A 23,782-nucleotide genomic window follows, 5' to 3' on the forward strand; every position below is an offset into this window, starting at 1 on the left:
CACACGTCGCAGGTTGGATGTCCTGATGCGCAAGTTCCTCCGTCCCTTGTTGCTCTCCCCGTTGGCCCTGGCCTGCCTTGGCGCCCACGCCGCCGACGAGGTCCCGCTCACCCGCCTGCCCGACTGGGCGGTGCCGGCCCGTTACGCGATCGACCTGAAGGTCGACCCGCGCCAGCCGCGGTTCGAGGGCACGGCGCGGATCGAACTGGAGCTGCGCCAGGCCTCGGACCACGTGTGGCTGCATGGCAAGGAACTGCAGGTGGCATCGGCCACGGTGGTCACCGCCGACGGCCGCCGCATCCCGGCACGCTGGAGCCAGGCCGACGAGCGCGCCGGGGTCGCGCGGGTGGACTTCGGCAGCGAGCTGCCGGCGCAGAAGCTGGCGCTGGAGTTCCGCTACACCGCGCCGTTCAACCAGCAGCTGGAAGGCCTGTACAAGGTTGGCTACCAGGGCGATGACTACGCCATCACCCAGATGGAGCCGATCAGCGCGCGCCTGGCGTTCCCGGCGTTCGACGAGCCGGCGTACAAGACCCCGTTCGAGCTGAGCCTGACCGTGCCCGAACAGGACGTGGCCCGCGCCAACACCGCCGAGGTCGCCACCGAACCGGCCGGCAAGGGCTGGAAGACCGTGCGCTTCGCCCCGACCCTGCCGCTGCCCACCTACCTGGTGGCCTTCGGCGTGGGCCCGTGGGACGTGGTCGAGGGCCCGCAAATCGCACCCAACCGCTGGCGCAAGGAGCCGGTGCCGCTGGCCGGCGTCGCCGCCAGGGGCCAGGGCGGGCGCATGCAGAAGGCGCTGGAGCAGTCGCCGGCGATGATCGAGTGGCTGGAGGAGTACTTCGACTACGGCTACCCGTTCGGCAAGCTCGACCTGGTCGCGGCCCCGGACTTCTCCGCCGGCGCGATGGAGAACCCGGGCTTCGTCACCTTCCGCGACTGGCTGCTGCTGCTGGACGACAACTCGCCCACGCGCAACGTCAAGGGCTCGTTCAACGTCACCGCGCACGAGCTGGCCCACCAGTGGACCGGCGACATCGTGACCATGGAGTGGTGGGACGACCTGTGGCTCAACGAGGCCTACGCCACCTGGCTGCAGCAGAAGATCACCATGGCCCTGCGCCCGGAATACGAGGCGCAGCTGGACCGGGTCTCCAGCGCGCAGCGCACGATGGCCGCCGACAGCCTGGTCAGTGCCCGCCGCATCCGCCAGCCGATCACCGGCAACGGCGACATCGAGACCGCGTTCGACGGCATCACCTACCAGAAGGGCGCGGCGGTGCTGGCCATGTTCGAGGCCTTCGTCGGCGAGGACGTGTTCCGCCAGGCGATGCGCCAGTACATGCGCAAGCACGCCTTCGGCAACGCCACTGCGTTCGACCTGATCGACGAGATCGCCGCCGCCTCCGGCAAGGGCGAGGCGCTGAAGGCCTCGTTCCGCAGCTTCATCGAGCAGCCGGGCGTGCCGTACCTGTCCGGCGAGCTGGTCGGCAAGGGCAGGGAATGGCGCTTCCGCGTGCAGCAGCAGCGCTACCTGCCGCTGGGTTCGGCCGGCGACGCCGCCCAGCAGTGGGGCGTGCCGGTGTGCGTGCGCTACGGGGTCAAGGGCGGTGACCGCACTGCTTGCGGGCTGGTCAGCGGACGCAGCGGCGAGATCGCGCTGCCCGGCGCCAGCGCGGACAGCTGGGTGATGCCCAACGCCGGCGCCACCGGCTACTACCGCTTCAGCCTGCCGCCGCAGCAGCTGGCGCGCCTGGCCGCGCAGGTGCCCAAGCTGGCCGATACCGAGCAGCTGGCCTATGCCGATGCCCTGGGCGCGGCCTTCGCCCGCGGCGACGCCGACGCGCACGACGTGCTGGAGGGCATGCGCCGCCTGGCCGGGGCCGCCTCGCCGGAGGTGGCCACCGCGCTGCTCCCGCGCTTCAACTGGATCTGGAGCAACCTGGCCAGCACCGACGCGCAGCGCCAGGTGCTGCGCCAGGCGGCCAGCGATGCGTTCCTGCCGCGCCTGCGCGCGCTGGGCTACGCGCGCAAGCCGGGTGAGTCGGCGCGCGACACCGAGCTGCGTCCGGCCCTGGTGCAGCTGCTGGGCGGGCAGCTGGAGATCCCCGAGGTGACCGCGGCCCTGCTGGAGCAGGCGGACAAGGTGCTGGGTGGCGGCAGCGGCGCCCTCGACTTCGCCGCCGCCGAGCCCGACCTGCTGGGCGAGGTGCTGGGCGCGGCGGTGCGCACCCGTGGCGAGCCGGTGGTGAGCCGGCTGATCGCCGAGCTGGCGGACAACGGCGATCCGGTGCAGCGCAACGCCATGCTGCATGCCCTGGCCGCCACCCGCGACCCGGCCCAGGTGGCGCGGGTGCGCGACCTGGCGCTGGATCCGGTGGTCAAGGTCGGCGAGATGTACTGGCTGGTCGGCGTCGGCGTGGACGATCCGCAGCTGCGCGAGGGCCTGTGGCCGTGGTTCACCGCCAACTTCGACCGCATCCTCGCGCGCACCGGCGTGTTCGCCGCCACCTACATGCCGGGCATGGCCGTGGCCGGGCAGTGCTCGGTCGAGGCGGCCGAGCGCCTGGAGGCGTTCTTCGGCCCGCGCCTGGCGGAACTGCCGGGTGCCGAGCGCGGCATGGCCCAGGCGGCCGAATCGCAGCGCCTGTGCGCCGCGCTCAAGGCCGCCCAGGACCCGGCGCGGATCCGTTGATGGCGGCTGCCGCGCGGCCGCATCGCCCCGCCCCGCAGGGGGCGCGGCGATGAGCGCGGCGCCTAGGCTGCGGGTGCAGGGGGACGGCTTCCTCCTGCGCCCGTGGTGCGCCGACGACCTGGAGGCGCTGCTGGAACACGCCGACGACGCCGCGGTGGTGCGCGGCCTCGGCGAGCGCTTCCCGCATCCGTACACGCGCGCCGACGGCGAGGCCTTCCTGGCCGGGCGCGTGGTCGACCTGGCCACGGCCTGGGCGATCGAACTGGAAGGCCGCGCCTGCGGCGGCCTCGGCCTGCTGCTGCAGGGTGGCGAACGCGCGCACGCGGCGCGGCTGGGCTACTGGCTCGGGCGCCGCCACTGGGGCCGCGGGCACATGACCCGGATCGTCGGCGCATTCCTGCAGGCGGCGGTGCCCGCGTACGGCCTGCAGCGGGTGGAGGCCTTCGTGCTGGAGGGCAACCCGGCCTCGGCGCGGGTGCTGGAGAAGAACGGTTTCCGCCACGAGGGCACCTGCCGCGCCGGGATCCGCAAGGGCGGCCGCTTCCACGACCTGCACTGGTATGCGCGGCTGTGGGGCGGGGCCGCGGGGCGCTGAGCCCGGGCCCTTCCAGCCCGCCCCCGGTGCATGCACCATGGGCCGATTCCGGTGGAGGGGAACGGCATGGCAGGGAGCGGCGGCGCGCGCCTGGAGAACCTCGATGCCCTGCGGGGCTTCGCCCTGTTCGGGCTGTTCATGGTGCACATGCCGGAACTGTTCGAGCTGTACTGGCTGGCGCCGGTGACCGACCCGTTCCAGCTGGCGGTGCACGACGCGGTGTGGCTGGTGTTCGCCGGCAAGGCCTTCGCCCTGATGGCGCTGTGCTTCGGCACCAGCTTCTTCATCCTGATGCAGGCCGGGGAACGCCGCGGCCGGGACTTCAGCGTCCGCTTCGCGTGGCGGCTGTTGCTGCTGGCCGCGATGGGCCTGCTGCACGGGCTGTGGTACCGCGGCGACATCCTCGAGGTGCTGGCGGTGATGGGCCTGTTCCTGCTGCCGTTCCACCGCGTCCGGTCCAACCGCGTGCTGCTGGCGCTGGCGGCGGTGCTGCTGCTGCAGCCGCTGATGCTGGTGCAGATCGCGGCCGGGCTGGCCGGCGCGGAATGGGCCAACCGCGCGCCGGCCTACTGGAGCGACGCGATCAATCCGCTGTACGCCAGCGGCAGCCTGTGGGACACGGTGCGGATCAACGTGGTGGAGGGACACGCCCAGAAATGGGCTTTCATGCACGGCTCCGGCCGGCTGAGCCAGATCCTGGGGTTGTCGCTGGCCGGCATGGTGCTGGGACGGATCGGCTTCTTCGCCCGGCCGCAGGCATTCGCGCGCCTGCGCATGGCCGGCCTGCTGCTGGCCCTGGCCGCGGCCGCGGTCCTGTACTTCGCCCGCGAACCGCTGGCGGCGCTGGTGCCGGCCAGCGATGCGATGTTCATGCCGCGCGCGCTGGCCGGCAGCCTGCTTGGCAGCCTGTTCGACCTGGCGGTGATGGCGGTGCTGCTGTTCGGCTTCCTGGTGCTGTACCACGGACCGGCGCAGCCGGTGCTGCGGTTGCTGGCGCCGGCCGGGCGCATGACCCTGAGCCTGTACGTGGGCCAGTCGCTGCTGTTCGTGCCGGTGTTCTACGGCTACGGCCTGGGCCTGCACGCCAGCATGACCCAGCTGCAGGCCGTGCTCTGGGGCCTGGCCGCGTTCGCCGCGCAGCTGGCGTTCGCCCACCTGTGGTTCCGCCATTTCCTGTACGGACCGCTGGAATGGCTGTGGCGCGCGGGCACCTGGACCACCCTGCGGGTGCCGTTCCGCCGCGTGCAGGGCGCACCGGCCTGAGCGGCGCCCGTGCCGGAAGGCACTGCGCGGCGGGGCGGGTTGCGGTTATCTTTCCTTCACCTTGCGGCGCGCGCCGCCCCTTCCCCTTTCCGTTCCGACGGCCGGAGACCCTGACCCGTGGAAGCTTTTCTTGCCTGGATTAACGGCATCATCTGGAGCAATGCGCTGATCGCGCTGTGCCTGGGTGCCGGCCTGTGGTTCACCTTCCGCACCCGCGTGATGCAGGTGCGCGGATTCGCCGAGATGTGCCGGCTGACCGTCACCGGGCAGAAGTCCGACGCCGGCGTCTCCTCGTTCCAGGCCCTGGCCATCTCCATGGCCGGGCGCATGGGCATCGGCAACATCGCCGGCGTGGCCACCGCCATCGCCTACGGCGGCCCGGGCGCGGTGTTCTGGATGTGGGTGATGGGCTTCCTCGGCGCCTCGACCTCGTACGTCGAGTCCAGCCTGGCCCAGATCTACAAGGAAAAGGACGCCGAGGGCCGCTACCGCGGCGGCCCGGCGTACTACATCGAGAAGGCGATGGGCCTGAAGTGGTACGCGGTGGCGTTCGCCGTGGCCACCGTGGTCGCCACCGGCCTGCTGCTGCCGGGCGTGCAGGCCAACGCCATCGCCGACAGCGCCAGCAACGTGCTGTGCGGCGGCGGCGCGGCGTTCTGCGAGGCCAGCGGCGGCGCCAGCATGCTCAAGCTGTGGATCGGCCTGGGCGTGGCCACCCTGCTGGGCCTGATCATCTTCGGCGGCATCAAGCGCATCGCCGCCTTCGCCGAGCTGGTGGTGCCGTTCATGGCCCTGGCCTTCATCCTGATGGCGATCGTGGTGATGATCCTCAACGCGCACAAGGTGCCGGGCATGTTCGCCGACATCTTCTCCAGCGCGTTCGGCGCGCACGCGGCGTTCGGCGCGATCATCGGCCAGGCCATCGCCTGGGGCGTCAAGCGCGGCGTGTACGCCAACGAGGCCGGCCAGGGCACCGGCCCGCACGCGGCCGCGGCCGCCGAGGTCTCGCACCCGGCCAAGCAGGGCTACGTGCAGGCCTTCGCGATCTACTTCGACACCATGCTGGTGTGCACCTCCACCGCGTTCCTGCTGCTGTCCACCGGCATGTACAACACCTTCCGCGTGGTGGTGGAGGACGGCAAGGAGACGCTGCAGGCCATCGTCAGCGGCGTGCCGGGCGTGGCACCCTCCGAGGGCGCGCAGTTCACCCAGGCGGCGGTGGAGTCGGTGCTGCCGGGCTGGGGCTCGGCGTTCGTGGCGCTGGCGTTGTTCTTCTTCGCCTTCACCACGATCATGGCCTATTACTACATGGCCGAGACCAACCTCACCTACCTGGCCGGCGTGCGCAAGACGCACCCGCTGGCGACCCTGCTGCTGCGCCTGGGCATCATCGCCATGGTGGTGTTCGGTGCCTACCACAACGCCGCCACCGCCTGGACCCTGGGCGACATCGGCGTGGGCCTGATGGCCTGGCTCAACATCATCGCCATCCTGATCCTGCAGAAGCCGGCGCTGCTGGCACTGCAGGACTACGAGCGGCAGAAGAAGCTTGGCGTCGAGCCCGTGTTCGACCCGGAGGCGCTGGGCATCCGCAATGCCGGCTTCTGGTCCAGGAAGGACTGATGGGCAATCCCTGGGACCGCGGCCCGCGCCCACCGCGCAAGGGGCCGCCGCGCCGCGAGGGCGATGCGCGGCCGGCGCCGGCCGGGCGCCCGGAGCGTGGCGCGGTTCCCGCCGCGGCGGGCTGGCCGCAGGCACGGGAGCCCGACGCGGCCGCGGCGCCGGCGCCGCGGCCGGCGCGCCGCGAGGAAGTACGGCTGTACGGGCTCAACGCGGTGCAGGCGGTGTTCGAACGCCGGCCGCAGGCGATCCGCAAGCTGTACCTGCTGCAGTCGCGGGTGCACGCGCTGCGCCCGCTGCTGGCCTGGTGCGTGCAGAACCGCGTCGGTTACCGCGTGGTCGAGGCGGAGGACCTGGACCGGCTGGCCGCCAGCTCCCACCACGAAGGCGTGGTCGCCGACGTGCTGCGCACCGCGCCGCTGGCGCTGGATGACTGGCTCGCCGCCCTGGCGCCCGGCGCCCCGGCGCTGGCGCTGTGGCTGGACGGGGTGGGCAATCCGCACAACTTCGGCGCGATCCTGCGCTCGGCCGCGCACTTCGGCGCGGCGGTGCTGCTGCCGGAGCGTTCGACCCTGGCCCTGTCCGGCGCCGCCGCGCGGGTGGCCGAGGGCGGTGCCGAGGCGGTGCCCCTGGTGCGCCTGCCGGACAACGATGCGGCGTTGGCGCGCCTGCATGCGGCCGGCTTCGCTTCGGCCGCCACCGTGGTGCGCGACGGCGAGGACCTGTTCGCGCTGCAGCCGCCGGCGCGCCTGGTCTACGTGATGGGCGCCGAGGGCGAGGGCATGGACCCGGGCCTGGCCGGTGCCTGCATGCACCGCGTGTCGATTCCCGGCACCGGTGCGGTGGAAAGCCTCAACGTCGCCGCGGCCACCGCGGTGTTCCTCGCGCACTGGGCCGCGACCCGGTGCTGAGCGCGCCCGGGATCGCCGCGCTTCAGTCGGACGCGGCGATCCGCAGCGGCACCGCCTGCAGGTGCAGCACCGCGCCGCCGCCGGCCGCCAGTTCCAGGCGGATGCGACGGTGGTCGGCATCGATGCGCCGTTGCTCGCGGACCACGTCGGTGGGCGTGGCGCCGTCGCGCCACAGGGTCAGGGTGTAGTCCGCCGCCGGCAGGAAGCCCAGGTCCAGCTCCATGCTGCGTGCCTGGTTGGCCATCGCGCCGATGTACCAGTCGCGGCCCGCGCGGCGCGCGGTCGCGATGTGGCTGCCGATCGCCCCGTCCAGCACCCGGGTTTCGTCCCAGCTGGCCGGCACGCGCGCGATGAATTCGGCGCCGGGGGCGTCGACGTACGCGTCCGGGCTGTCGGCGACCATCTGCAGCGGGCTGTCGTAGACCACGTACATCGCCAGCTGGTGCGCGCGCGTGCCCATCACCTGCGGCCCCTTGAACGAGATCCGGAACTGCTCCGGCGTGGCGTTGCGGAACCCGCCCGGGGTGTAGTCCATCGGCCCCAGCAGCATGCGGGTGAACGGCAGGGTCAGGTTGTGCTCCGGGGTGATGCGCCGGCTCCACTTGTTGTACTCGGCGCCGAGCACGCCTTCCTGGGTCAGGAACTGCGGCCAGGTGCGGTGCAGGCCGGTGGGGTGGTAGGCGCCGTGCAGGTTGAGCATCAGCCGGTGCCGGGCCGAGGCGCGCATCATCTCGTGGAAGAAGGCGACCATCTGCTGGTCGTCGCGCTCCATGAAGTCGACCTTGACGCCCTTGACGCCGAGCCTGGCGTAGTGCGCGAACACCTGGTCCAGGCGCGGCTGCAGCGACTTCCAGTGCGCCCACAGCCAGATGCCGACGCCGCGCTGGCGGGCGTAGGCGATCAGTCCCTCCAGGTCCAGGCCGGGCACCGGCCGGGTGATGTCGGCCCTGGGGTTGTACCGGCCGTCGCCGCTGCTGCCGACGTACCAGCCATCGTCGATCAGCATGTATTCCAGGCCCAGCGCCGCGGCGTGGTCGATGTAGCGGCGGATGGTGGCCGTGTTCATGCCCGGCTCCGGCACGTCCGGGGCCAGGCCGCCGGACCACCAGTCCCAGGCCGACTTGCCGGGGCGGATCCACGAGGTGTCGGCGATCGGCGTGGGCGGATTGAGCCGGGCCACCAGGTCCGACTCCACCAGTGCGCCGGGGCTGTCGCCCAGCATCAGCACCCGCCAGGGCGTGGGATGGCCGCCGGCGTCCACCTCGCCGCGCGGCAGCCGCACGGCCACGCCGGGTTCGTCCAGGCGCGGCGACAGCCTGGCCTCCACGCCCGGGCGGCCATCGCCGCGGCCGGCCAGGTACAGGCCGGCATAGCGGTCCAGGTCGGCCTCGGCGATGGCGAAGGTGGTGCTGCCCTCGCCGGTGGCGCACACCAGCGGCAGGCCAAGCAGGTGGTGGGGGCGGATGCGCGAGGCGGCGACCGGGTCGAACTCGCCTTCGTGGCTGGTGCCGAAGCGGCCGAGGTTGAGCGCGTGGCAGGCGAAGTCGCGCGGGAACAGGAAGCCGGTCAGTTCCCCGTCCACCACCAGGTCGCCGCGCGCCGGGCGCGGCAGGCGGTAGCGCAGGGCGACGCCGTCGTCATAGGCGCGCAGCACCAGGCCCAGGATGCGACCGTCCGTGGTGGCCAGTTCGACTTCCAGCTGGCGGTAATGGTCGCGTCCTTCGCGCGACTTGCCCGCCACCAGTTCGTAGGGCTCGTCGGCCTCGCTGGCGCGGCTGCCGGCCAGGCGCAGGCCTTGGGCGATGGGTTCGCCGCCGCCCAGGCGCACGCCCAGCGGCGAGGGCGCGATCACCGCCTGGCCGTCGCGCGCCACCGACCATAGCGGGGCGCCGTCGGCATCCAGCTCGAAAGTGACGCTGTTGCGGCCGTCGGGCGACTGCAGCTGCAGCGGCGCGGATGCCTGGGCGTGGGCCGCAGGCAGGCCCAGCAGGAGGACGAGTACGGTTCGCAGCATGGCTGGCATTCGGCGGCTCCCTTCCTGGTGCAGGGGAGCGTACCCGCTGCCGCGGCTGGCGTCCGGCATGGACCGGTGAGGATCCGGAACACCTGCGCACCCGGCGCGCAGGCATGGCCCGCCGGGGCGGACTGCCTCCGCGGCGGTGCGCCGCGGAGGCCTTGCGCGATCAGTTCGCCGGCCGCGGGGTGGCGCCCGGCTTGCTGCCGAAGTCGCCTTCGGCCTCGGCCGCCAGCCAGGCGAATACCGCCCAGGCGGCGACGTTCTGCTTCAGCGCCTCCGGGTCGATCTTGTCGAGGGTGTCGTCGGCGGTGTGATGCAGGTGGAAGTAGTCGGTGCCATCCTGCGCCAGCCAGGCCCAGGTCGCGCCCTTGGCCGCCAGCGGGATGATGTCCGGGCCGGGGCCGCCCTGGCCGGGCGCGTGCTCGATGCCCAGCGGCGCCAGCGCCTGCGCGATCTGGCGGGTGGCCGCCTGCGCATGCTCCGGCGCGCCGGTGTTGAAGGCGTAGATGCGGCCGGCGCCGAAGTCGCTCTCGGCGGCCAGCTGGTGCACCGCGATCTCGCCGGCATGCCTGTCCGCGTAGGCCCTGCCGCCGACCAGGCCCTGTTCCTCGTTGGCGTAGGCGACCACGCGGATGCTGCGCGCCGGGCGCCGCGGCATCTGCTTGACCAGGCGCGCGGCGGCCATGGTGATGCCGATGCCGGCGGCATCGTCCACCGCGCCGGTGCCCAGGTCCCAGGAATCCAGGTGCGCGCCCAGCAGCACCACTTCCCTGGGCTTGCTGCGGCCGGTGATCTCGCCGATCACGTTCTGCGAGGTGTATTCGCCGTCCCAGCCGCAATCCAGCGACAGCCGCACCTTGACCGGGCCGCGCGCGGCCAGGCGCGCCAGCTGGTCGGCGTCGGGGATGCTCAGCGCGGCCGAGGGCACCGGGGCAAGGCCCTCGTCGAAGTGGGTGATGCCGGTATGCGGCACGCGGTGGCTGTCGGTGCCGGCCGAGCGCATCAGGAAGCCGATCGCGCCCTTGCGGATCGCCAGCGACGGGCCGCGCGAACGGATCGCGCCGCCGGGGCCGTAGCCGCTGCCGTCGCGCGCGGCGGGCATCTGGTAGTCGACGAAGGCGATGCGCCCGGCCAGCGAGCCCTCCGGCGCCGCTTCCAGCGCCGCCAGGTCGGGGAAGCGCACGATCTCGGCCTCGACCGTGCCGCCCGGGCTGCCGCCCAGGGCGGTGACCGCCAGCGGCTGCGCGTTGGCGCCGACCACCGCGGCGCTTTCGCTGCGACGCTCCCACTTCGGGAAGGTCACCGGCTCGGTCCACACCTTGTCGAAGCCCAGCTCGCGGAACTTGGCCACCGCCCAGGCCACGGCGCGGGCGTCGGCCTCGCTGCCGGCGATGCGCGGGCCGACCTCGGTGGTCAGCGACTCGGTGACCTTCCAGGCGGTGTCGTCGGCCAGGGCGCGCTCGCGCAGGGTGGTGGCCTGCTCCAGGGCGCGGTCGGGAATGCGGGTTTCGGCGGCGGCGGCCGCCAGCGGGACCAGCAGGGCGGCGGCAAGCAGGGCAAGGCGCATTGCGGCGAGGCTCCGGCGTTGGGAAAAGCCGAGCCTAGCAAGCCCCGCCGGGCCGCTCCCGTGCGCTTGGTCACGGGGGCGGCGGGTCCGCTCAGCGCTGTTGCAGCGAATCGCGGATCTGGCGCAGCAGCAGCACTTCCTCGCTCGGCTCCGGCGGCGCGGCCGGGGCTTCCTCTTCCTGCTTGCGGCGGCGGGCCAGGCGGTTGACGCCCTTGACCAGCATGAAGATGGCGAAGGCCACGATCAGGAACTGGATGACGGTGTTGAGGAACTCGCCATAGCCGATCACCACCGCCGGGATCTCGCTGCCGTCGGCGGCCACGCGCGCCGGCGCGAGGGTCCAGGCCAGGTCGGAGAAGTCGACGTTGCCGATCAGCCAGCCCAGCGGCGGCATGATGACCTTGTCCACCAGCGCGGTGACGATCTTGCCGAAGGCGCCGCCGATCACCACGCCCACGGCGAGGTCGATGACGTTGCCGCGCATGGCGAATTCCTTGAACTCGCTGATCATGCCCATCTCGTTCTCCTTCTCTGTCTACGGGTGCCCGCGGCACGGGCGCGAAGCGTAACCCGCGCCGGGCGCGGGCGGCGATCAGGCGGCGACGCGGCCGTGCAGGGTGGCGATGCCGTCCAGGCTGGCGGCGAAGGCGTCACCGGGCTGCAGCGCGGCCACTCCGGCCGGGGTGCCCATGAACACCAGGTCGCCGGCGCGCAAGGCATACAGCTTCGACAGCTCGTGCAGGATCTCCGGCACGTCCCAGATCAGGTCCGACAGCGGCGCGCGCTGGCGCACCTGGCCATTGACCTGCAGCTCCAGCACGCGCCCGTCCAGGGTTCCGGCTTCGGCCGCCGGCAGCAGTTCGCCCACCGGCGCGGAATGGTCGAAGCCCTTGGCGGTGTCCCAGGGCAGGCCCTTGGCCTTGGCCGCGGCCTGCAGGTCGCGGCGGGTCAGGTCCAGGCCGACGGTGTAACCGAACACCAGCGCCTGCGCCTGTTCCACCGGCAGCACCCCGGCCGGGGCGTCGCGGCCGATCGCCACCACCAGCTCGACCTCATGGTGCAGGTCGGCGGTGGCCGGCGGGTAGGGCACCACGCCGTCGGTGACCACCGCATCGGCCGGCTTCATGAAGAACACCGGGGTGCCGCGCTCGGCCTTGCTGGCCGGCACCGCGGCGCCCATCTCGCGGGCGTGGTCGGCGAAGTTGCGGCCCACGCAATAGATCCGGCGTACCGGGAAGCGGCCGCCGCCGCGCACGGCCAGGCGCGGCACGGGGGGCGCGGGGATGACGTCTTGGTTATCGGCGCTCATGGGCGGCCCGCTGGCTGGAGGGCCGCACAGTCTAGCCGGGGCGGCAGGCCCGGGTCAGCGGGGCAGGGCCTGGCGGCGCAGCACGCGGTACTCGCCGTCCATCACCGGGCGTGCGCCCGGGTGCGCGCTGCCGCGCCCGCGCAGCAGCTTCCAGGCCAGGCCGGCGGCCAGCATGGCCGCACCCACGAACACGCTGAAGAACACCAGCAGCGCCAGCAGGGCCACGCCGACCACGCCCAGGGCCACGCGCAGCAGCGGGTGCCGCGGCTTGCGGGGCTGGAACAGGTCGCGCAGGCGCGCACTGTCGAAGCGGAAGGAGCGTTGGTGCATTTCGGTGCCGTGCCAGAATGGCGGTGGCCGGCAGTATCGGCGCGATGCCCACGCGAGGTGTGATGAATCCGTTAAACCAGGAACCCCTGCTCAGCTTGGACGCCCTGCCCGACGGCGCCCTGGCCGAGGCCCAGGCCGTGATCGACGGCGAGTCCGAGTCGCTGGTGGTGTACCGCAGCGGCGAGGCCGTGCGCGCCTGGCTCAACGTCTGCCCGCATGCCGGCCGGCGCCTGGACTGGGCCCCCGGACAGTTCCTGAAGAGCCGCGAGGGCCAGCTGGTGTGCGCCGCGCATGGCGCCGCGTTCGAGCTGGAGCGGGGTGGCTGCGTGGCCGGGCCGTGCCGCGGCGACCGCCTGCGGCCGGTGGCGGTGGAAGTGCGCGACGGCCAGGTGTGGCTGGCCTGAACCGGCTCAGCGGCCCCAGAACATCAGGTTGACCACGGTCACCGCGATCGCCGAGTACAGCAGCGACAACGGTCCGCCCACGCGCCACAGCTGGCGCGAGGTGTAGCCGGCCGGGCCGGTGATCATCGAGATCACCGGGTTGGAGGCGGTCATGAAGTTGTTGGAGGCCGACAGCGCGGTGACCAGGGCGAACGCGGTCGGGTCGCCGCCCACCGCCAGCGCCAGGTTGATCGCGATCGGCACCATCACGATGGTCGCGCCGACGTGGCTGATCACCAGCGAGAAGCCGGTGGTCAGCAGCGCCACCACGATCTGCAGCACCCAGGGCGGGGTGCCCTCCGGCAGCCGGTCCAGGGTGTTGCCCGCCACCCACGCCGCCGCGCCGCTGCTGTCCATGGCCCAGCCCAGCGGGATCAGGCAGGCGGTGAGGAACACGGTCTTCCAGTTGATGGCGGCGTAGGCCTCGTCCATCTTCAGCACGCCGGCCAGCAGCATGCCGGCCACGCCGGTCATCAGGATCAGCGACACCGGCAGGCGCGCGAACAGCGCCACCAGGATGGTGAAGGCGAAGATCGCCATGGCGATCTTGAACTTGTGCGGGCGCTGCTCGCCCTTGGGGTAGTCGGTGACCACGGCGAAGTCGCGGCTGCGCGCCGCCTGGGCCAGGTCCTGCCAGAAGCTGTGGAACACCAGCATGTCGCCGGCGCGCAGCGGCACCGAGCGCACGTCCTCGCGGATCACCTGCTTGTCGCGGTTGATCGCCAGCAGGCTGATGCCCAGGCGCTGGCGCAGGCGCATCTCGCGCGCGGTCTTGCCGATGAAGGTCGAGGTCGGCGGCACCACCGCCTCGGAGATGCCGGCGCGCGCCGGGTTGAACAGGTCGCCGAGGTTGCGCAGGCGCGAGGACATGCGCAGGAAATGGTTCTGGGCGAAGTCGGCCACCTGCTGGCGGCGGCCCATCACCCCCAGCACGCTGCCGACCCAGATGCGCATGTCCGCCGGCGGCGCCAGGCGGGTGTCGTTGCCGGTCTTCAGCGCCAGCAGCACCGGCGCGTCGTGCAGGTTCTCGGCCTCGCCCAGGGTCATGCCCACCAGCGGGCTGTCGGCGGTCACCGCCAGTTCGTAGACGTCGCCGTCCAGGCCGTAGGTGCGGGCGAAGTAGCCCTCGGTGCTGGAGGGCGTGGCGTTCTCGCCGCCGGTTTCCTCCTCGGCCAGCTTGCGGTTGCCGTAGAAGCGGAAGTACAGCAGCGAGCCCACCAGCAGGGCCAGGCCCACCGGCGCCGGGGCGAACATCGACAGCGGTTCCAGCGTGGCCATGCCCGAGGGCAGGTTGTTGTTGGCCGAGACCAGCAGGTCGTTGAGCAGGATCAGCGGCGAGTTGCCGACCATGGTCAGCGCCGCGCCCATCACGATCGCCGCGGCGAGCGGCAGCAGCAGCCGCGACAGCGCCATCCCGGTGCGGGTGGACAGGCGCGAGGCCACCGGCAGGTACAGCGCCATCACCGACGGGTTCTGCATGAACGAGGAATTGAGGCCGGCGATGGCGGTGGTCATCAGCATCAGCCGCTGCTCGATGCCGTGGCCGCGCCGCAGCAGCCAGCCGGCCAGGCGGTTGAGCGCGCCGGTGCGGTCCAGGCCCGCGCCCAGCACCATCGTGGCCATGATGCTGATCACCGCGTTGCCGGAGAAGCCGCTGAAGATCTCCTCCGGCGCCACCAGGCCGGTCACGCCCAGCACCACCAGCACCACCAGCGCGACCAGGTCGGCGCGGATCCGGTCGAACACGAACATCGCCATGGTGAAGGCCACCAGGCCCAGCACCAGGCGCATGTCGTTGGTCAGGGTCAGGCCGGATTCCATGGCGTCCCCGTGCTCAGCGCCGGCCCGTGGCGGGACGGCGGCCGTGGCCGCATGCCAGGTGCACGACGGCGGCCACGGCCAGGTGCCTCATCCTGCGACGGGCTCCGGCGAGGGGGCGTCGGTGCGGTCGTACAGCAGGTCCCACACGCCGTGGCCCAGCTTCAGGCCGCGGCGCTCGAAGTGGGTCTGCGGCCGCCATTCCGGGCGCGGCACGTGGCCGCGCGGGCCGGCGCGGTTGGCCAGCCCGGGGGTCGCCTCGAGCACGTCCCACATGTGCTCGGCGTAAGGCTCCCAGTCGGTGGCCAGGTGCAGGCGGCCGCCGATGCGCAGCTTGCGCACCAGCAGCGCGGCGAACTCCGGCTGCACCAGGCGGCGCTTGTTGTGCCGCTTCTTGTGCCACGGATCGGGGAAGTAGATCCGGATCTCGTCCAGGGCGCCGTCGGCGACCTCGTTGCGCAGCACCTCCACCGCGTCGTGGTGGTAGACCTTGACGTGGTCGCTGCCGTCGGCGGCCAGGGCGTTGAGCAGGCGGCCCACGCCGGGGGCGTGCACCTCCAGGCCGATGTAGTCGCGCGAAGGGTCCTGCTGCGCGGCGAAGCGCAGCGCCTCGCCGTTGCCGAAGCCGATCTCCATCACCTTCGGCGCGGCGCGGCCGAACAGGGCGTCGTAGTCGCGCACCTGGCCGGTGTAGTCGATGCCGAAGCGCGGCCAGGCCTCGTCGAACGCGCGTTGCTGCGCCGGCGTGAACCGGCCCTGGCGCAGGACGAAGCTGCGGATCTCGCGCCGGCCCTCGCTGGCGGTGTAGGGCTTGGGCGGGGCCTTGGCGCCCTCGCTGGTGAACGGGTCGGTCATCGTCAGCCGATCAGTCCGTCCACGGGGGAGGAAGCGCTGGCGTAGCGCTTGCGCGGGATGCGCCCGGCCAGGAAGGCCTCGCGCCCGGCCTGCACCGCCTTGCGCATGGCGCTGGCCATCAGCACCGGGTCCTTGGCCCCGGCGATGGCGGTGTTCATCAGCACGCCGTCGCAGCCCAGCTCCATGGCGATGGCCGCGTCCGAGGCGGTGCCCACGCCGGCGTCGACCAGCACCGGCACCTTGGCGTTCTCGATGATCTCCAGCAGGGTGTAGCGGTTCTGTATGCCCAGGCCCGAGCCGATCGGCGCGGCCAGCGGCATCACCGCCACGCAGCCGATCTGCTCCAGCTGGCGGGCCAGGATCGGGTCGTCGGAGGTGTAGACCATCACGTCGAAGCCGTCGGCCACCAGCAGCTCGGCCGCCTTGAGGGTCTGCACCACGTCCGGGTACAGGGTCTTCTGGTCGCCCAGCACCTCGAGCTTGACCAGGTTGTGGCCGTCCAGCAGCTCGCGCGCCAGCCGGCAGGTGCGCACCGCGTCCTCGGCGGTGTAGCAACCGGCGGTGTTGGGCAGGATCGTGTACTTCTCCGGCGGCAGCACGTCGAGCAGGTTGGGCTCGCCCGGGTTCTGGCCGATGTTGGTGCGGCGGATGGCGACGGTGACGATCTGTGCGCCGGCGGCCTCGGTGGCGCGGCGGGTCTCGTCCAGGTCCTTGAACTTGCCGGTGCCGGTCAGCAGGCGCGAATGGAAGGTCCGGCCGGCGATGACCAGCGGATCGGAAGCGGGAACGTTGTTCATCGGCCGATTATGGCCCGCGGCGCGTGCAGGCGGAACCGGCGCGGCGCTTCCTGCTCAGCCGCCGCCCAGGGCATGGACCACTTCGACCCGGTCGCCCTCGGCCAGCACGTGGGTGGCATGGCTGCCGCGCGGCACGATTTCCCCGTTGACCTCGACCGCGACCCGGCGCCCGGCCAGGCCCTCGGCTTCCAGCAGCGATGCGATGGTGGTTGCGGCCGCGAGGCTGCGCGGCTCTCCGTTCAGCACGATGTCCATGGCCGCGATTGTCGCATCCCGCGGCGCCTGCCGCAGCGCAGCGTGGAGCCGGCGCGCGCATCGCCGATCATTGCGGCAACCGTTTCGGTTCCAACCAACCATCGCCGGCCCGCCGATGCCCGGCACCACAGGAGTTCCGCATGTCCCAGTTCCGTCCCCTGCGCAAGCTGCTGCCGCTGGCCCTGGCCCTGGCGGCCGCCCCGGCGATGGCCGGGGAATACAGCCGCACCGTGTTCTTCGGCGACAGCCTGACCGACTCCGGCCACTTCCGCGGCCTGGTCCCGCCGGAGGCGCGGGCGTTCGCCGGCAAGTTCACCACCAACCCGGCCCTGGTCTGGTCCGAGCAGCTGGCCCAGCACTACGGCACCAACGCCAGCCCGGCGGTGGACGGCGGCGACAACTACGCCCAGGGTGGCTCGCGGGCCGCTGTTCCCAACGCCCCGGCCGACAGCACCCTCAGCCAGGTCCAGGCCTACCTGGGCGCCAATGGCGGCCGCGCCGACGGCTCGGCGCTGTACACGGTGTGGACCGGCGCCAACGACATCTTCGCCATCAGCGACGGCGCCCCGGTCGATGCCACCATCGCCGCCGCGGTGGGCGGCACCGTGCAGGCGGTGGGCGCGCTGGACGCGGCCGGTGCCCGCTACATCCTGGTCCCGAACCTGCCCGACATCGGCATCACCCCCAGCGCCATCGCCGCCGGCCCCGTGGCCCAGGCCACGCTCACCGCGCTGTCGGCCGGCTACAACGAGGCGCTGTACGGCGCCCTGGGCCAGGCCGGCTACAAGGTGATCCCGCTGGATACCTTCAGCCTGCTGCGGGAGATCGCCGCCAGCCCCGCGACCTACGGGCTGGCGAACGTCACCGGCGTGGCCTGCCTGCCGCCGGGCAGCAGCTCGCTGGCCTGCAACCCGACCAGCTACGCCAGCCCGGACGCCGGCACCACCTACCTGTTCGCCGACGGCGTGCATCCCACCGGCGCGGCCCACGCGATGCTGGCCGACTACGCCGTCTCGGTGCTGGAAGGCCCGCGCCTGGCGGCGATCCTGCCGCACGCGGCGACGGTGACCGGGCGCAGCCGCGCCGACCAGGTGGCCCTGCACGTGGACGGCCGCCCGGCCGCGGCCGGGGTGCGCTGGTGGGGCGGCCTGCGCGCCGACCACCAGCGCTACGACCACGGCAAGCTGTACGACGGCATGGCCCCGGCGGCGCTGTTCGGGGTGGACTGGTCCAACGGCAACGGCCTGGTCGCCGGCGGCTTCGCCGGCTACGGGCGCATGGACGCCGACTTCGGCCGCAACCGCGGCGGTTTCACCCAGGACGAGACCACCCTCGGCGGCTTCGTCGGCTGGTACGGCCAGCGCGCCTGGGTGAACGCGCAGGCCAGCTACACCTACCTGGACCTGGACGTGGACCGCGACGTGCGCATCGGCCCGGCGCTGCGCCGCCACTCCGGCTCGACCGAGGGCCATGCCAGTGCCGTGGGCGTGTCCGGCGGCTTCCAGTTCGGCGAGGGCGCGCTGCGCCACGGCCCGGTGGCCTCGCTGCTGTGGCAGAAGATCGACCTGGACGGCTGGACCGAGGGCAACACCTCCTCCAGCGCCCTGGTCCTGCCGGACCAGTCGCGCGACTCGCTGGTCGGCAGCCTGGGCTGGCAGCTGAGCTACGACACCGGCGACTTCACCCCGTACCTGCGCGCGACCTGGGATCGCGAGTTCGAGGACGCGCCGGCGCGGGCCACCGCGCGGCTGCAGACCATGCCGGGCGTGGAGTTCGCAGTGCCGGGCCTGGACATCGACGACAGCTACGGCACGGTGGTGCTGGGCGCGCGCTTCAACCTGTTCGGGCTGAAGGCCGACCTCGGCGCGCGCGGCACCCTGGACCGCGCCGGCGGCACCGACGCCGGCCTGTTCCTGGGCCTGGCCGGCGGCTTCTGAGCCGGCGCCGTGGCGGGCACGGGCGTTGCGCCCGTGCCCCGCGGCCGCATAGACTTCCGGCCGTGCGGGAGTAGTTCAATGGTAGAACTGCAGCTTCCCAAGCTGCTAACGCGGGTTCGATTCCCGTCTCCCGCTCCATATCCCGCAAGACGCCGCGCGAGCCGCGGCGTCTTGCGTTTCCGGGCCATGCACGCGGACCGCGCGAGATCGAGATGAAGCTGGCGATCCTTTCCCGCAACGGCTCGCTGTACTCGACCCGGCGCCTGGTCGAGGCCGCGCGCGGCCGCGGCCACAGCGTGCGCGTGCTGGACCCGCTGCGCTGCTACATGCGCATCGCCCCGGGCGACTTCGCCATGCGCTACAAGGGCAAGCCGGTGTCCGGCTACGATGCGGTGATCCCGCGCATCGGCACTTCGGTCACCCGCTACGCCACCGCGGTGCTGCGCCAGTTCGAGCTGATGGGCAGCTGGACCCCCAATCCCTCCGACGCGATCCTGCGCGCGCGCGACAAGCTGCGCGCGCACCAGTTGCTGGCCGCGCAGGGCATCGGCCTGCCGACCACGGTGTTCGGCGACAACCCCGACGACACCGACGACCTGCTCTCGCTGCTGGGCCCGCCGCCGCACGTGGTCAAGCTCAACGAGGGCGCCCAGGGCGCGGGGGTGGTGCTGACCGAGAAGGCCTCGGCCTCGCGCGCCACGGTCGAGGCCCTGCGCGGGCTGTACGCCAACTTCCTGGTGCAGGAGTTCGTGGCCGAGGCCGCGGGCGCCGACCTGCGCTGCTTCGTGGTCGGCGACCGCGTGGTGGCGGCGATGCGCCGCCAGGCGGCCGAGGGCGAGTTCCGCTCCAACCTGCACCGCGGCGGCCAGGCCAGCCCGGCCGAGGCCAGCGCCCGCGAGCAGGAGGTGGCGGTGCGCTCGGCCCGGGCCCTGGGCCTGGAGGTGGCGGGGGTGGACCTGGTCGCTTCCAGCCGCGGCCCGCTGGTGCTGGAGGTCAATTCGACCCCGGGCCTGGAGGGCATCGAGAGCGCCTGCGGGGTGGACGTGGCCGGGGCCATCATCGACCACGTCGCCCAACGCGTGAGTCTTTTGGATCAATAACTTATGCAAGACCCGGGCGGCGGCCAGGGGGCTTTAACACCCCTTTAATCGCCCCGTCCGTAGTCTCGCCCGGACCGCAGGCTCCATCGTCCCCGGCGGGTTGCCGCCCGCCGGTGTCCAGGGACTACGGTAATCGGGGCACTACTTCGGCCCAGGCGGTCAGGCCTGGGCCTTTTTGTAGGTCCGGGGCCCGGATTGCCGCCCCACTCGGCGCAGGGGCAAAATCGGACGGCGCGGAACCCCGCCTGCCCACCGCGCAAGCGGACCTTCCCGACCGGAGCACCCTGATGCGCAAGCCGCTGCCGCTTCCACCGACCGCCATGGGGCCCGCCGCCGGGCCGGCGGCCTGGACGGCGCGTTCCGCCCCGGCCCGCGTAAACGCCATGCTCACCCGCAAACGCGAGGATGGTCGCCTGGCGTGCCGCCGCCTCCCGGCCGGCCGCTGGCGCGCCGCCAACCGCGTGGCCGCGGCCGCGCGGCCGCGCGCGCAGAACCCGATGCGCTCCCGCCCGACCATGGCGCGAGCCGCCCAGCCAACGACAGGATCCTAAGTGCGCATACTCGTCATCGAAGACAACAGCGACATCGCCGCCAACCTCGGCGACTACCTCGAGGACCGCGGCCACACCGTGGATTTCGCCGCCGACGGCGTGACCGGCCTGCACCTGGCCGTGGTCCACGACTTCGACGCCATCGTGCTCGACCTGAACCTGCCGGGCATGGACGGCATCGAGGTCTGCCGCAAGCTGCGCAACGAGGCGCGCAAGCAGACCCCGGTGCTGATGCTGACCGCCCGCGACAGCCTGGAGAACAAGCTCGCCGGGTTCGATTCCGGAGCGGACGACTACCTGATCAAGCCGTTCGCGCTGCAGGAGGTGGAGGTGCGGCTCAACGCCCTGGCCCGGCGCGGCAAGGGCGTGCAGACCCGGATCCTCAACGTCGGCGACCTGGAGTACAACCTGGACACCCTGGAGGTGCGGCGCGAGGGCCGGCTGCTGCAGCTCAACCCCACCGCGCTGAAGATCCTGCAGGCGCTGATGGAGGCCTCGCCGGCGGTGGTCACGCGCCAGGAGCTGGAAACGCGCGTCTGGGGCGAGGAACTGCCCGATTCCGATTCCCTGCGGGTCCACATCCACGGGTTGAGGGCGGTGGTGGACAAGCCCTTCGCCACCCCCTACATCCAGACCCGCCATGGCATCGGTTACCGCATCGCAGCCCCCGAAGGTGGCAACTGAGCAGGCGCCGGCGGAACGGCCGCCCGGCCGCCGCCGGCCGCGCCGCTTCCGCAGGCGGCTGCGCACCCGCATCATCCTCTCGTTCCTGCTGCTGGGCACCGGCCTGACGGCACTGTTCGCGTTCCTCACCGACTACGCGCGCCAGCGCGTGGAGAACCAGCTGGTCGAGGACGTGATGAACCGCAACATCAACGAGTACGCGCGCCGGTTCTACATCGACCCGACCCGCAACCCGGACCTGCCGGTTCAGCAGATGTACGGGCGGGTGGTGCGGCGCCCGGACTTCGAGCAGCTGCGCCGCGACGAGCCGGACTGGTACGAGCTGCCGGACGGGATCCACAACATCGTCGGCCGCGACGAGGACGGCGAGCCGTTCGCGTACAAGCTGGCGGTGCGCAAGACCCCTGACGAGTGGTTCTTCCTGGCCTACGACATGACCCAGGCGCTGCGCGGCGAGGCCCAGCTCAAGCGCGCGCTGTTCGCCTCGCTGGTGCTGTTCAGCGCGCTGTCGTGGCTGATCGGCTGGTGGTCGGCGTCGCGGGTGATGCGCCCGGTGACCGAGCTGGCCGCGCGCCTGCGCGCCTACCGCGGCAGCAGCCAGCCGAAGAAGCTGGCGCCGCACTTCCCCGAGGACGAGGTCGGCCAGCTGGCCGAGGCGCTGGACGACTACGCCACCCGGCTGACCGAGGTGGTGCAGCGCGACCGCGAGTTCAACGCCGACGTCAGCCACGAGTTGCGCACCCCGCTGGCGGTGATCAAGGGTGCGGTGGAACTGCTGCTGTCGCGCCCGGACCTGGACGAGCGCACCCGCGCCCGGCTGCTGCGCATCCAGCGCGCCGAGCAGCAGTGCAGCGACCTGATCGGCTCGCTGCTGCTGCTGTCGCGCAACGAGCGTGGCCAGGGCCGCAGCGACGTGGCCGTGGTCGCCGAGCAGCTGCTGGAATCGCACCGCGCGCAGCTGGGCGGCAAGTCGCTGGAGCTGCGCCTGGAAGGGCGTGAGGGCGAGCTGGTGGTGGAGGCGCCGGAGGCGGCGCTGTCGGTGGCGCTGGGCAACCTGATCGGCAACGCGGTCAAGTACACGCCTTCCGGCGAGGTGCGGGTGCGGCTGCTGCCGGGCGCGGTGCAGGTGGTCGACACCGGGCCCGGGCTCAGCAGCGAGGATGCGGCCGGCCTGTTCCGCCGCGGCTACCGCGGCACCCACGCCGGGCATTCGCAGGGCGCGGGCATCGGCCTGTCGATCGTCAGCCGGCTGTGCGAGCTGTACGGCTGGGAGGTCAGCGTCAGGCCGCGCGAGGACGGCCAGCACGGCGTGGTCGCGACCCTGGCCTTCGGCGGCCGCGGGGCGGCCGCGGTGCGCGCCGGCTAGAGCTTCAGCCACAGGCAGCCGAAGCGGCGCTGCAGGCCGAACACGGTCCGCGCCGGCGTCGCCGTGCCCGGCAAGGCCTGCTCCACGCGCAGGCCCACCGTGCGCGGCGCCGGTGGCGGCGCGGCGGTGGAGGCCAGCAGTACCGGCTCTGCCGCTGCCTGCGCCAGTGCTTCATCCGCACTGCCGCGCGCGCTGCCCGTGCCGCCGCCGTCCATGCGCATCCAGTCCGGCAGCCAGCGTGCGGCTTCCGGCGGCGCCGATCCGGACATGCCCGCAAGCTCCGGCACCGGCTCCCGTTCCGGTTCCGCCACCGCCGGCGGCGGCTCGCTGGCCGGCGCCGCGGACAGCACCGGGTCGATGCCGAGCACCGGCCGCGCCGCGATCCGTTCCAGCCGGTCCAGCACCCGTGCGGCCGCGCGCCCGGAGACGCCGACCCAGTCGTACAGGCTCGAGAGACGGTTGCCGTCGCGGGTGGCGAGGGCGCGGTTGAGCCGCCCGGCCAGCTGCGACGGGGTGCGCAGGCAGCCGCCGGGGGGCGGAGTCTGCCCCGCGCCGCCGGCGGGGCCGTCGGCCGGCGCATCCGGCGTGGACGGGGTCGGCGCCAGGAATTCTTCCGGCGCGGTCGGCACCGCACCCAGCTTGCTGCAGCGGCGGTCGGTGAACACGCTGCGTCCGGCCGGGTCGACGCAGCGCTTGATGCTGTCCTGCGCGAGTGCGGGTGCCGCCGCGGCGGCCAGCGCGGCAAGGGCAAGGCGGGGCAGGGGCGGCAGCCGGCAGGACATGCGCCCGAGCCTAGCGACGCCCCCCGTGCACGGGAGGCGAACGCCGGGTCAGGCCAGCCGCTGCAGCACGGTTTCGGTCGGCCGGGCCAGGTTGAGGGTGTAGAAGTGCAGGGCCGGAGCGCCGCCCGCGACCAGCCGCCGGCATAGGTCGGCGACCACGTCGGCCCCGAACTCGCGCACCGCCGCCAGGTCGTCGCCATAGGCCTGCATGCGCCGGGCGATCCAGCGCGGGATCTCCGCGCCGCAGGCCTCGGAGAAGCGCTTGAGCTGGGTGAAGTTCGAGATCGGCATGATCCCGGGCACGATCGGCACCTCCACGCCCAGCCGGCGCGCGTCGTCGACGAAGCGGAAGTAGGCGTCGGCGTTGTAGAAGTACTGGGTGATCGCGGCGTCGGCGCCGGCCTCGACCTTGGCCTTGAAGTGGCGCAGGTCGGCCAGCGCGTCCTCGGCCTGGGGATGGGTTTCCGGGTAGGCCGCCACCTCGATGCGGAAGTGGTCGCCGTGCTCGGCGCGGATCAGCTGCACCAGCTCGGCGGCGTAGCGCAGGTCGCCGGGATGGCCCATGCCCGATGGCAGGTCGCCGCGCAGGGCGACGACGCGGCGGCAGCCGAGCTCGCGGTAGCGCCGCAGCAGTTCGCGGATCTCCTCGCGGCTGCCGCCCACGCAGGACAGGTGCGGCGCAGCCTCGAACCCATGGTGCTGGTTGAGGTGGCGCACGGTGTCGGCGGTGTAGCTGAGGGTGGAGCCACCGGCGCCGAAGGTGCAGGAGACGTATTCGGGGCCCCAGGCCGCCAGGCGGCTGGCGGCGCGGTCCAGCTGCGCGCGCTGCTCGTCGGTCTTGGGCGGATAGAACTCGAAGCTGATCGGCGTCATCGCGGCATTTCCCG

Annotated in this window: 21 protein-coding genes and 1 tRNA gene; 11 read left to right on the top strand and 11 right to left on the bottom strand. The window is 72.7% G+C overall.

Translation table 11 applies throughout. From position 1 onward, the window contains the following. The first annotated feature begins 25 nt into the window (after positions 1-25). From EIM47_RS01550 to EIM47_RS01570, 5 genes are all read left to right on the top strand, one after another. On the top strand, positions 26-2,695 hold the full coding sequence (locus EIM47_RS01550; RefSeq protein ID WP_125075877.1) for a M1 family metallopeptidase: 2,670 nt from the start codon (positions 26-28) through the stop codon (positions 2,693-2,695). A gap of 49 nt (positions 2,696-2,744) precedes the next feature. Beyond that, positions 2,745-3,290, top strand: coding sequence for a GNAT family N-acetyltransferase (locus EIM47_RS01555; RefSeq protein ID WP_028914579.1), 546 nt, complete (start codon positions 2,745-2,747; stop codon positions 3,288-3,290). A gap of 66 nt (positions 3,291-3,356) precedes the next feature. Beyond that, positions 3,357-4,553 carry a DUF418 domain-containing protein gene (locus EIM47_RS01560; RefSeq protein ID WP_039730881.1) on the top strand — a complete coding sequence of 399 codons (1,197 nt, stop codon included), beginning with the start codon at positions 3,357-3,359 and terminating at the stop codon, positions 4,551-4,553. A 117-nt stretch (positions 4,554-4,670) separates the two neighbouring features. Next, complete coding sequence (locus EIM47_RS01565; RefSeq protein ID WP_019397940.1) at positions 4,671-6,176, top strand: alanine/glycine:cation symporter family protein; 1,506 nt, start codon at positions 4,671-4,673, stop codon at positions 6,174-6,176. After that, positions 6,176-7,084: an RNA methyltransferase gene (locus EIM47_RS01570; RefSeq protein ID WP_037034288.1), complete on the top strand. Its 909-nt coding sequence runs from the start codon at positions 6,176-6,178 to the stop codon at positions 7,082-7,084. The genes EIM47_RS01565 and EIM47_RS01570 overlap by 1 nt, the downstream gene beginning before the upstream one ends. Before the next feature lie 22 nt (positions 7,085-7,106). Here EIM47_RS01570 and EIM47_RS01575 read toward each other — a convergent pair whose 3' ends face one another. From EIM47_RS01575 to EIM47_RS01595, 5 genes are all read right to left on the bottom strand, one after another. Next, positions 7,107-9,107: a glycoside hydrolase family 97 protein gene (locus EIM47_RS01575; RefSeq protein ID WP_125075878.1), complete on the bottom strand. Its 2,001-nt coding sequence runs from the start codon at positions 9,105-9,107 to the stop codon at positions 7,107-7,109. 160 nt (positions 9,108-9,267) lie between these two features. Next, positions 9,268-10,668, bottom strand: a complete 1,401-nt coding sequence (locus tag EIM47_RS01580; protein ID WP_125075879.1) for a M28 family peptidase — start codon at positions 10,666-10,668, stop codon at positions 9,268-9,270. A gap of 91 nt (positions 10,669-10,759) precedes the next feature. Continuing rightward, complete coding sequence (mscL, locus tag EIM47_RS01585) at positions 10,760-11,185, bottom strand: large-conductance mechanosensitive channel protein MscL (RefSeq protein ID WP_028914584.1); 426 nt, start codon at positions 11,183-11,185, stop codon at positions 10,760-10,762. 75 nt (positions 11,186-11,260) lie between these two features. Beyond that, positions 11,261-11,977, bottom strand: coding sequence for a fumarylacetoacetate hydrolase family protein (locus tag EIM47_RS01590; RefSeq protein ID WP_125075880.1), 717 nt, complete (start codon positions 11,975-11,977; stop codon positions 11,261-11,263). 54 nt (positions 11,978-12,031) lie between these two features. Then, positions 12,032-12,307 (bottom strand): hypothetical protein, encoded by a 276-nt coding sequence (locus EIM47_RS01595; RefSeq protein WP_125075881.1) that lies wholly within the window; start codon positions 12,305-12,307, stop codon positions 12,032-12,034. Positions 12,308-12,369: 62 nt separating this feature from the next. On the opposite strand from EIM47_RS01595, the gene EIM47_RS01600 reads away from it, so the two are divergent. Continuing rightward, a complete protein-coding gene (locus EIM47_RS01600; protein ID WP_019398520.1) occupies positions 12,370-12,711 on the top strand; it encodes a Rieske (2Fe-2S) protein in 342 nt (113 codons plus the stop codon). Positions 12,712-12,717: 6 nt separating this feature from the next. On the opposite strand, the gene EIM47_RS01605 is transcribed toward EIM47_RS01600, so the two are convergent. The 4 genes from EIM47_RS01605 to thiS form a co-directional block, all read right to left on the bottom strand. Then, positions 12,718-14,571: an SLC13 family permease gene (locus EIM47_RS01605; RefSeq protein ID WP_125075882.1), complete on the bottom strand. Its 1,854-nt coding sequence runs from the start codon at positions 14,569-14,571 to the stop codon at positions 12,718-12,720. An 87-nt stretch (positions 14,572-14,658) separates the two neighbouring features. Further along, positions 14,659-15,423 carry a tRNA (guanosine(46)-N7)-methyltransferase TrmB gene (gene trmB, locus EIM47_RS01610; RefSeq protein WP_019398518.1) on the bottom strand — a complete coding sequence of 255 codons (765 nt, stop codon included), beginning with the start codon at positions 15,421-15,423 and terminating at the stop codon, positions 14,659-14,661. A gap of 2 nt (positions 15,424-15,425) precedes the next feature. Next, positions 15,426-16,220 carry a thiazole synthase gene (locus EIM47_RS01615; RefSeq protein WP_019398517.1) on the bottom strand — a complete coding sequence of 265 codons (795 nt, stop codon included), beginning with the start codon at positions 16,218-16,220 and terminating at the stop codon, positions 15,426-15,428. Between the two features lie 54 nt (positions 16,221-16,274). After that, a complete protein-coding gene (thiS, locus tag EIM47_RS01620; RefSeq protein ID WP_019398516.1) occupies positions 16,275-16,475 on the bottom strand; it encodes a sulfur carrier protein ThiS in 201 nt (66 codons plus the stop codon). Positions 16,476-16,615: 140 nt separating this feature from the next. Here thiS and EIM47_RS01625 point away from each other — a divergent pair, with 140 nt between their 5' ends. From EIM47_RS01625 to EIM47_RS01645, 5 genes are all read left to right on the top strand, one after another. Then, on the top strand, positions 16,616-18,412 hold the full coding sequence (locus EIM47_RS01625) for an autotransporter domain-containing protein (protein WP_125075883.1): 1,797 nt from the start codon (positions 16,616-16,618) through the stop codon (positions 18,410-18,412). A 64-nt stretch (positions 18,413-18,476) separates the two neighbouring features. Further along, a tRNA-Gly gene (locus tag EIM47_RS01630) sits at positions 18,477-18,550 on the top strand. Positions 18,551-18,624: 74 nt separating this feature from the next. Then, on the top strand, positions 18,625-19,512 hold the full coding sequence (gene rimK, locus EIM47_RS01635) for a 30S ribosomal protein S6--L-glutamate ligase (RefSeq protein ID WP_019398514.1): 888 nt from the start codon (positions 18,625-18,627) through the stop codon (positions 19,510-19,512). Positions 19,513-20,063: 551 nt separating this feature from the next. Then, on the top strand, positions 20,064-20,747 hold the full coding sequence (locus EIM47_RS01640; RefSeq protein WP_019398513.1) for a response regulator transcription factor: 684 nt from the start codon (positions 20,064-20,066) through the stop codon (positions 20,745-20,747). Further along, positions 20,704-22,113: a HAMP domain-containing sensor histidine kinase gene (locus EIM47_RS01645; RefSeq protein ID WP_051403623.1), complete on the top strand. Its 1,410-nt coding sequence runs from the start codon at positions 20,704-20,706 to the stop codon at positions 22,111-22,113. Before EIM47_RS01640 ends, EIM47_RS01645 begins: the two co-directional genes overlap by 44 nt. Here the strand turns inward: EIM47_RS01645 and EIM47_RS01650 are convergent. Beyond that, positions 22,110-22,895: a hypothetical protein gene (locus EIM47_RS01650; RefSeq protein ID WP_125075884.1), complete on the bottom strand. Its 786-nt coding sequence runs from the start codon at positions 22,893-22,895 to the stop codon at positions 22,110-22,112. The two genes, EIM47_RS01645 and EIM47_RS01650, sit on opposite strands and share 4 nt — an antisense overlap. Before the next feature lie 48 nt (positions 22,896-22,943). Next, on the bottom strand, positions 22,944-23,768 hold the full coding sequence (gene metF, locus EIM47_RS01655) for a methylenetetrahydrofolate reductase [NAD(P)H] (protein WP_125075885.1): 825 nt from the start codon (positions 23,766-23,768) through the stop codon (positions 22,944-22,946). Positions 23,769-23,782: the final 14 nt, after the last annotated feature.

Source organism: Pseudoxanthomonas sp. SGT-18 (assembly GCF_003931645.1).
Classification (GTDB): Bacteria; Pseudomonadota; Gammaproteobacteria; order Xanthomonadales; family Xanthomonadaceae; genus Pseudoxanthomonas.

Bases quoted from the DNA above. Each gene is read 5' to 3' on its own strand.
- thiS (WP_019398516.1), bottom strand. From the start codon at position 16,475: ATGGACATCGTGCTGAACGGAGAGCCGCGCAGCCTCGCGGCCGCAACC.
- EIM47_RS01550 (WP_125075877.1), top strand. From the start codon at position 26: ATGCGCAAGTTCCTCCGTCCCTTGTTGCTCTCCCCGTTGGCCCTGGCC.
- EIM47_RS01575 (WP_125075878.1), bottom strand. From the start codon at position 9,107: ATGCCAGCCATGCTGCGAACCGTACTCGTCCTCCTGCTGGGCCTGCCT.
- EIM47_RS01560 (WP_039730881.1), top strand. From the start codon at position 3,357: ATGGCAGGGAGCGGCGGCGCGCGCCTGGAGAACCTCGATGCCCTGCGG.
- EIM47_RS01600 (WP_019398520.1), top strand. From the start codon at position 12,370: ATGAATCCGTTAAACCAGGAACCCCTGCTCAGCTTGGACGCCCTGCCC.
- EIM47_RS01595 (WP_125075881.1), bottom strand. From the start codon at position 12,307: ATGCACCAACGCTCCTTCCGCTTCGACAGTGCGCGCCTGCGCGACCTG.
- metF (WP_125075885.1), bottom strand. From the start codon at position 23,768: ATGACGCCGATCAGCTTCGAGTTCTATCCGCCCAAGACCGACGAGCAG.
- EIM47_RS01625 (WP_125075883.1), top strand. From the start codon at position 16,616: ATGTCCCAGTTCCGTCCCCTGCGCAAGCTGCTGCCGCTGGCCCTGGCC.
- EIM47_RS01555 (WP_028914579.1), top strand. From the start codon at position 2,745: ATGAGCGCGGCGCCTAGGCTGCGGGTGCAGGGGGACGGCTTCCTCCTG.
- EIM47_RS01605 (WP_125075882.1), bottom strand. From the start codon at position 14,571: ATGGAATCCGGCCTGACCCTGACCAACGACATGCGCCTGGTGCTGGGC.
- EIM47_RS01570 (WP_037034288.1), top strand. From the start codon at position 6,176: ATGGGCAATCCCTGGGACCGCGGCCCGCGCCCACCGCGCAAGGGGCCG.
- EIM47_RS01650 (WP_125075884.1), bottom strand. From the start codon at position 22,895: ATGTCCTGCCGGCTGCCGCCCCTGCCCCGCCTTGCCCTTGCCGCGCTG.
- trmB (WP_019398518.1), bottom strand. From the start codon at position 15,423: ATGACCGACCCGTTCACCAGCGAGGGCGCCAAGGCCCCGCCCAAGCCC.
- EIM47_RS01580 (WP_125075879.1), bottom strand. From the start codon at position 10,668: ATGCGCCTTGCCCTGCTTGCCGCCGCCCTGCTGGTCCCGCTGGCGGCC.
- mscL (WP_028914584.1), bottom strand. From the start codon at position 11,185: ATGGGCATGATCAGCGAGTTCAAGGAATTCGCCATGCGCGGCAACGTC.
- EIM47_RS01615 (WP_019398517.1), bottom strand. From the start codon at position 16,220: ATGAACAACGTTCCCGCTTCCGATCCGCTGGTCATCGCCGGCCGGACC.
- EIM47_RS01645 (WP_051403623.1), top strand. From the start codon at position 20,704: ATGGCATCGGTTACCGCATCGCAGCCCCCGAAGGTGGCAACTGAGCAG.
- rimK (WP_019398514.1), top strand. From the start codon at position 18,625: ATGAAGCTGGCGATCCTTTCCCGCAACGGCTCGCTGTACTCGACCCGG.
- EIM47_RS01590 (WP_125075880.1), bottom strand. From the start codon at position 11,977: ATGAGCGCCGATAACCAAGACGTCATCCCCGCGCCCCCCGTGCCGCGC.